Raw genomic sequence first — 6699 nt, forward strand, 5'->3', positions numbered from 1 at the left:
TTGTTATGCCTTTTCTTTCTCCATCGAGGCAATGAAGGAATCAGCTTCTTTGATAGACGCCTCCATTTCTTTAATGAGTGCGGCGATGTTGCCTTCCACCGAGACTAACTCACTTTTTAACGACGCGATGGCTTGTGCGTTCAGGTTGTGTTTCAGAAAGAGGACCTGGTCTTTGAATTTCGCCAACACCGGGTCCATTTTCGTTTCTGCCCGTTTCATGGCTTTGATTAATTGAGCATATTGGGTACGTGTTTGTGTGAGTTGTTTTTGGCTGTTTTTGCGCAAGGCGGCGCTGGAATATTCTTTGAGTTCAGCCTCCCATTCTTCAAATAGAGCCTCAGAGACATCTTCCACCGACGCGATGCGATCTCGAACCGCTTGGGCTTTGGCCTCGCTCTGTTCGTATTCCGCATTCAGGACGTCGTATTTGTCCTGTAATTCACCTCCCTCGATATTGAGGGTTTTGGTAAACCGGTCAAGCGCGGATTTGAATTGTTCCTTGGCTTCCTGTTGGGCGTCCCGGGCCTTTTCCACATCGGACACCATCAAGTCTCGTTTGTGATAGCCTATCTTCTCCATGGCATCATAATAGATGCTCTGGCAACCGAGGGCGGTGAGACTCAAGAGGACCATTCCACATGTCAGAAGCGGTAAAAGGCTATGAGAGTAAGTACGAAAATATCGAGGGTGCATCATGTCATCCTTGTGTAAGTCATTGTTCATTGGTTCAATCAGGGTATGGATGATTACGAGGGTTTCAAAACTTTTTCCAGAAGCCCCTTCATGGAATCACCGCCTTGATTTTGGACGAAAGAAAGGACGATCGGGACAAACTTTCCAATCATGTCGGTGCTTAACCCCAGTTGCGAAAATCCACTTGCCAAATTGGCGAGACTCCCTAATCCTCCCATCTTGTCCCCTAATCCTCCGGCTCCGAGTGAAGAGGCGATCCCTCCCAACGCTCCCATCATGCCGCCGCCGGCAGAGGCCGCCGTGGAGGGAGCCGGTGCTGCTCCTAAGAGGTCCTTGACCTCTGGAACCTTTTCGGCGAACTGTTGGAATTCGCCTGCTCCTAATTTGTCTTTTGCCAGTTTGAACAAAAGCCCGGCGCCGCCTTTGGCTTGGCCTTCATTGACGCCCAGATTGCTGACAAGTTGTTGAATCAATTCCATGGCATAGACCTCCTGGTGAACAATCGCATACCTGGACACGCGGGTAAAAAAATCAGTGAGGGGGTAGGCCGATCACTTCCACATTAGTCGATCATTGCTGTTGAAACATCAGCCGTACACGATAGGATACGGGATGTGTCGCACAAAAGGAAACCCGAATCGGGAAATCCCTGGCTGGACAGTGAGAGGGTCAAAGCCACGCAGGAGTCTGTTGGCCCCTGCTGGTTTCCATCCAGTACGGGACCCACGCCAAAGCCACTAACTTCGTCGAAATGTTGGTCTTTTTGGGGCGTACAATGAGAGTCTCCAGGGGAATGGTTTGAACATCCCACTGAGTGGTCAGTGATTGAATCTCTTGTTGTAACTCCGCATCTAAAGCCGCCAATTGTTGTTGAAGGGCGTCCACATTTTCCTCGGCACGGTCCACATCCTTGCCTTCTTTCATGGTTCGGCTCATGCCACGAACGGCGGACGTGGCCTGACCCATCGAAGACCGGCTGACGGTTTTACGGCCCATGAAGACTGATAAAAGAGTTGCGCCGATGGAAATCACCGTTTGGAGTTTTTGTTGTTTGGCTTGCTCGGATTCCCGTTGGACGGCTTGCTCAGCCCGCCGGATACGATCTTCAAGAGTCGCCATTTTTCCGGCATATTTTTTTCTGAGTGTGTCGGTCTCTTCATCCCGACGTTCGCGGACGAGCTGTTGTAATCGAAGGCGGAAATCACGTTCTGATTCATGTGGGCCGGATGTCACTCCTAACGAGGCATTCCGGAATATGTTCAAGGTTTGTGTCCGGTAGACCCAATCTTCAAAATCTTTTTCCCAGCCTTTATAGGATTTTTCCTGGCTGGCGGTGCCGGGCAGATCCCCGAACTGTGCTCCGTCCGCAGGATGGGCATTTAAATCAGCGGGTGGAATATCGAGAGATTCCGCTTGATCCCACTGGACCGGGACCGGACCGGCAATCATGGATGCCAGGGCCTGGACCTCCCGGACTTCATCCAATTTCGTTTTGGCATCCTGGTAATGGACCGATGCGGCGCCATACAGGCGTGGGTGATAGAGGATTGAGGCATCTGCGGGTCTCGCTCCCCGAATGGGCACGAAATGTTGGCGGATGTCCGGGGGAAGAACCGGTGGATGTGTGGCGCTGTCTCTGGGAGGTGTTCCGGTATGAGATGAAGAGGCGGCAGCTTGGGTGTTCGTTGAAACGGGTGAGGCTGCAGAATCGGAAAGCAAAGCTTTTACCGGATCCATCAAAGTTTTAATCTGCGTCCGGGTTAATGGTCCCCGAAGATAGGACAGCGCCCAGCGGGTCTCAAAAATTTCCGGTCCATCGTCATGGACGTTGTTCATGAGAAATACCCGGTTTCCGAGACCGGAGATAATCTGTTCCATTTTCTGACGATTGAAGTTTCCTGCACTATTGGCCGCAGCCCCCTCGAGTCCATCCAGCACGCGTGCCATGTCCCGTTCGGTCTGGAGACGCCCGATAAACCATGTGCCCGTATTGCCCAATCCTTTGTAATCCAGGTCAACCGGATTTTGCGTCGCAAGCACGACCCCCAGGCCAAAGGCGCGGGCTTGTTTCAGCATGGTGAGCATCGGCGCTTTAGAGGGCGGATTTTTGATGGGAGGGAAGAAGCCAAAGACCTCATCCATATAGAGCAGTGCGCGCAGACTCGTGGTGCCGGATTGGCTTCGCATCCAACTGACCATTTGAGTGAGCAGGAGACTGACAAAAAACATGCGCTCGGTGTCATTCAAATGTGCGATGGAAAAAATGGCGATGCGGGGCTTGCCGGTTGGAGAATGCAAGATCTGATCGATATCCATCGGCTGGCCATCCAGCCAGGCGGAAAATCCTGGTGCACCCAATAAATTATTAAAACGCATCGCCAACGCAAAGCGATCCTTCGAGGAGAAAACCGATTCCAGGTCCATCACCCCCAATTTGGAAAACGGCGGGGTTTGAATCTGTTGGATGAGCGAGGAAATCGTCAGGTCCTGGCCGGCTTCCCAGGAGGTCTTCAAGATATTGGCCAGCAGAATATGCTCGGGACTTTGCAGAGGATCCGCGTCCAGACCAACCAGATTGAGTAAGCTGGTCGCCGTGGTGCCCACTCGGTCCCCTAAGAGTTCTGCGTCTTCAAGGATTTTTGGAGGAGGTACCGAAAAGGATTGCAGAATGGAAACCGGAAGTCCTGCCGTGCTGCCAGGGGTATAGACTAAAAATTCCGCTGCTTCCCGGAGTTTCGCGATTCTGGCTCCATCCTGGCCCCAGGACTCCAAGCCTGCTTTCCATTTGGTCGCTTCCTTGTCCGCGAAGGCTTCGGGTGTGAGTTCTTTTTTCTTCGCATCATCTGGATTGATCCAGGGGAGAAAATCACTGCCGCGCAGGTCAGGGAAGGTCAATAAAAGATTGGCAATATCGCCTTTGGGGTCAATGATGATGGCGGGGATATTGTCGATCGCTGCCTCTTCCAACAGGCCAATACACAAGCCGGTCTTGCCGCTACCCGTCATCCCCACGCAGACGGCATGGGTCACCAAGTCTTTAGAGTCATAGAGAAGCAAGCCGGGTTTTGCTGATTTGGTGGCGAGGTCGTACGGACGCCCTAAATAAAACACCCCGAGCTTTTCATAATCAGACATTGGGAGCCATTCCCTTCGTTAACTTGTCATTGATACTGTACCGTTTAATCGGGGCGGTGGGATCTTGTTTGCCGGATAAACATCTGTTTCACATGTGAAAAGATAACAAAGTGTCATGGGAAACTGCACCCTGGCAATAGAAAATTGAAAAATCTTTTCTTCCGGCAAGGGGTGGGGGCGAAGCCAGTTCGGGTTGTATAGAAAGGAGTATGATTCGTTTCGGGCAAGGAAGGAAGGACCAAGGGAAATAGTCTGACTAATCCTCGGATGATTTTCAGGAAAAGGCTATTTCAGGGGATAGGGATGAATCAGTTAAAAATCGGCGACTGACCATACGATCAGCCGCCGTTGTCAGGTCTCAACCCGCAAGCCTGGAGGAGAAAGACCTGGACCGATATGGGATGTCGCCACCTCATGAATAATTAGTGGTCCCATTGACGTCTCCGGTAGGCTTTACCTTGGAGATTTCTCAATTGACTGGTCAGTCAGTTTCGGTCACGTAAGTTTCAAGGTCAACTCAGTACCCTATTTGAATTTAATCGCGGTTCCTTTGACTGTGGTGCAGGTAAAAGTATAGACGTTGTAAATGGGAATGAAACCATACAGGCTGCTTTCTGCTGAGACATTGAGTAAGGCATCTCCGCCAGTGGCTTCTAAGGCCTTATCCACCGCTTTAGCCATATCCGATTGACCAAATGGGATAATGGCCAAAATGAAATGACGGCACGCTTGTCCTTCAGCTGGTCCCAATTCCTCAAAACCCTGGCTGTTTTTTAACAGTGATGCTGGATCTGCTGAGCTTTTGGTCACAATTCCCAACGTTCCAGTGGTGCTGCATCCCGCCAACATACATGTCAGTAACAGAACCAATCGCATGAAGATGGACATGTTCTTCTCCTTAAGATGCGGTTTAACCTCATTCCTGTCAGTTCAGTCGGAATAACCTCTTGAAATCTTAACCAACACGTTTGGTATTTCCTTGTGGAATTGAAACAATCCTGGAAAGTGCTGTTTTTGAGAAGATGGTGTAGCCTCTAGCCTATAAATCATAGCTGGGGACCAACCGGGGGTGAATGGATTAGGGAGGAAGAACTAGTATATTTGAACATTAGGAGGTAAGGCAAAAATAAGGATTGAAGGTGAAGACAGCGCTCCGGAAGAAGGGTACTGTTCGAATTTCGAAAAATTGTTGTTAGTTCTTGAAGGGGGATGAGGTGGAGACCATTGCGTGGGATGATTTCATAAAAGTTGAGCTTCGGGTCGGGCGTATCGTTAGTGCCGCGTTTTTCCCGGAAGCCAAAAAGCCTGCCTATATGCTGCAAGTTGATTTTGGCAGGGACATCGGCATCAAGAAGTCGAGCGCTCAGATTACGGATCTCTACAAGCCGGAAGATTTAGTGGGAAAGCTGGTGGTCGCCGTCGTGAATTTTCCAAGCAAACAAATCGGTCCGTTGATGTCGGAATGCCTGGTCACGGGATTTCATAATGACAAGGGGGAGGTGGCGTTGTGTGTCCCGGACAAGCCCGTTCCTCCAGGCACAAAGTTGTTGTAAAGATGGTTAGCTGATTTTCCAGACAGGCAAACTATTTTCGTGGAGAAACTTAAGGAAAATATACTGGGAGAGGCTTTGAATATTTTCCTTTGATCGAATTATGACAATTCTCGATGTTTTCAGGGGGATCTTCAGAGATATTGTGGTTGCCGGATTCGTCGTCCCCTGGATTCAGGGCAATGACCCAATCTGGATAGTTGATGACGCCAAATTTTTTTGGAAAGTTATGAGGACGTGGGGGAAAGGGTCTGGTTTAACAAATGAGGGGCGGCGAAACACAAAATTGTTGAAAATTTCAACCATGGAGGGGTTTGATGGCCACCATGAATTTCAGTGTTCCGGAAGATGTGAAAAAGCAATTCGATAAAGTCTTTGCGGGGAAAAACAAAAGTGCGGTGTTAACCCAATTGATGCAACAGGCTATTAAAGACCAGAAGCGTATAGGGCAGCGCAAGCGGGCTATTGATCAGTTACTTGTATTGCGCGAAAAGGCCCCCCGAGTGACGGACAAGGCTATTCGGCTCGTAAGGACTCAGGGACGTCCATGACCACCTGAGTGGTCGACGCCGGGGTCGCGGTGAAATGGGCCCTGCCGGGGCAAGACGGCGAAACTCATCAAGCCCAAGCTTTGGCTCTCTTGTATGAGATTCAGCAGGGGAATTGCCAGGTGCTCCAGCCCCCGCATTGGCTGGCTGAAGTAGCAGCTGTTTTGGCCCGTTTAGCCCCAACCCAATCAATCGGTCTTCTACAGGCATTTTTAGCGATGGAGTTGCCCTCGATTGCGGAATCGGAAGTGTATGAACAGGCCTGTCGTCTTGCAGTAAGTCTCAATCATCATCTCTTTGATACTCTGTATCATGCGGTAGCGTTGCAGTCTTCTGATGCCATCCTCATCACAGATGACATCCAATATTTTCGAAAAGCTGTCCAGCTAGGCCAAATCATGGAGTTAAAGAGCTTTCCTTTAGCGGGTTGACTCTAAAGGGATGGACGGTAGGTTTGGAGTCCGGCCCTTATCCTCCAATTTGCCTCTCTTGGTCAGCTACAGACTGAAGGACAGGAACTGGCATGGAAAAATAAAGGTCCCTCGCATGGATCAAGACATAGGCAATGAATATCTTCCCGTTCCTGAAACGAGTTTTTATCTCATATGGACTATGAAAGGTTGCCGACCTGCTAGAACGGTGCACTTACCAAGAATTAACACCAAACTAGGAAGAACATGAGTCCCTGGAATTATTCAGATAATGATGAGCGGGGTTCCCATTGGGACTGTTTCAAATACAAATTGAAGATCTTTAGGATGCAGTTGAATGCA

At 49.9% G+C, this 6699-nt stretch carries 7 protein-coding genes; 3 read left to right on the forward strand and 4 right to left on the reverse strand.

From position 1 onward, the window contains the following. Nucleotides 1-3: 3 nt before the first annotated feature. The 4 genes from AAH187_RS18395 to AAH187_RS18410 form a co-directional block, all read right to left on the reverse strand. The gene (locus AAH187_RS18395; protein WP_342349945.1) at nt 4-696 is read right to left on the reverse strand and encodes a DUF2959 domain-containing protein; all 693 of its coding nucleotides are present in this window, start codon (nt 694-696) and stop codon (nt 4-6) included. Between the two features lie 50 nt (nt 697-746). Next, nucleotides 747-1172: a DUF2780 domain-containing protein gene (locus AAH187_RS18400; protein WP_342349946.1), complete on the reverse strand. Its 426-nt coding sequence runs from the start codon at nt 1170-1172 to the stop codon at nt 747-749. 190 nt (nt 1173-1362) lie between these two features. Then, nucleotides 1363-3828: a DUF87 domain-containing protein gene (locus AAH187_RS18405; RefSeq protein WP_342349947.1), complete on the reverse strand. Its 2466-nt coding sequence runs from the start codon at nt 3826-3828 to the stop codon at nt 1363-1365. 525 nt (nt 3829-4353) lie between these two features. Continuing rightward, the gene (locus tag AAH187_RS18410; protein ID WP_342349948.1) at nt 4354-4716 is read right to left on the reverse strand and encodes a hypothetical protein; all 363 of its coding nucleotides are present in this window, start codon (nt 4714-4716) and stop codon (nt 4354-4356) included. Nucleotides 4717-5042: 326 nt separating this feature from the next. On the opposite strand from AAH187_RS18410, the gene AAH187_RS18415 reads away from it, so the two are divergent. The 3 genes from AAH187_RS18415 (at nt 5043) to AAH187_RS18425 (ending at nt 6357) form a co-directional block, all read left to right on the forward strand. Next, nucleotides 5043-5381 carry a tRNA-binding protein gene (locus AAH187_RS18415; protein WP_342349949.1) on the forward strand — a complete coding sequence of 113 codons (339 nt, stop codon included), beginning with the start codon at nt 5043-5045 and terminating at the stop codon, nt 5379-5381. Nucleotides 5382-5695: 314 nt separating this feature from the next. Further along, on the forward strand, nt 5696-5929 hold the full coding sequence (locus tag AAH187_RS18420; protein ID WP_342349950.1) for a hypothetical protein: 234 nt from the start codon (nt 5696-5698) through the stop codon (nt 5927-5929). An 8-nt stretch (nt 5930-5937) separates the two neighbouring features. Beyond that, nucleotides 5938-6357, forward strand: a complete 420-nt coding sequence (locus tag AAH187_RS18425; protein WP_342349951.1) for a type II toxin-antitoxin system VapC family toxin — start codon at nt 5938-5940, stop codon at nt 6355-6357. Nucleotides 6358-6699 lie beyond the last annotated feature (342 nt).

This window comes from uncultured Nitrospira sp. (assembly GCA_902500695.1).
GTDB lineage: Bacteria > Nitrospirota > Nitrospiria > Nitrospirales > UBA8639 > Nitrospira_E.